The organism is Priestia sp. SIMBA_032, from assembly GCF_046535215.1.
GTDB lineage: Bacteria > Bacillota > Bacilli > Bacillales > Bacillaceae_H > Priestia > Priestia aryabhattai.
Genome location: NZ_JAWRXD010000395.1, coordinates 1 through 301 on the forward strand (window position 1 = coordinate 1; position 301 = coordinate 301).

Genomic DNA, 301 nt, shown 5'->3' on the forward strand with positions numbered 1-301 from the left:
CATTCCTGTTTTATGACTCTTTTCAAACAATGGCTGAAGATATTTCCCATCACTTTTTTCACCAGTTGTTATCACTGTAGCCGTAATAATTCGTTCTTCACTCATTGCCAAATGAGTTTTGTATCCGAAGAAAGAGGAATCAGCTGTTTTATGCCCCATTCTAGCATCAGGATCATTCGAAGCTTTAAGGTTTTCTTGGTGATCTATAACAATTTCATTTAGATAATTCAACTTTTCTTTTACTTTAGGGTATTCACAAAGGGCCTCTTCATATTCAACTACCTGAACAACTTTTTGGCAA

1 protein-coding gene is annotated in these 301 nt (G+C 35.2%); it reads right to left on the reverse strand.

Features of this window, described 5'->3' with window-relative positions; genetic code table 11:
• A partial coding sequence (locus SB717_RS34890) for a transposase (protein ID WP_410907461.1) occupies positions 1-301 on the reverse strand: 301 nt, incomplete at both ends.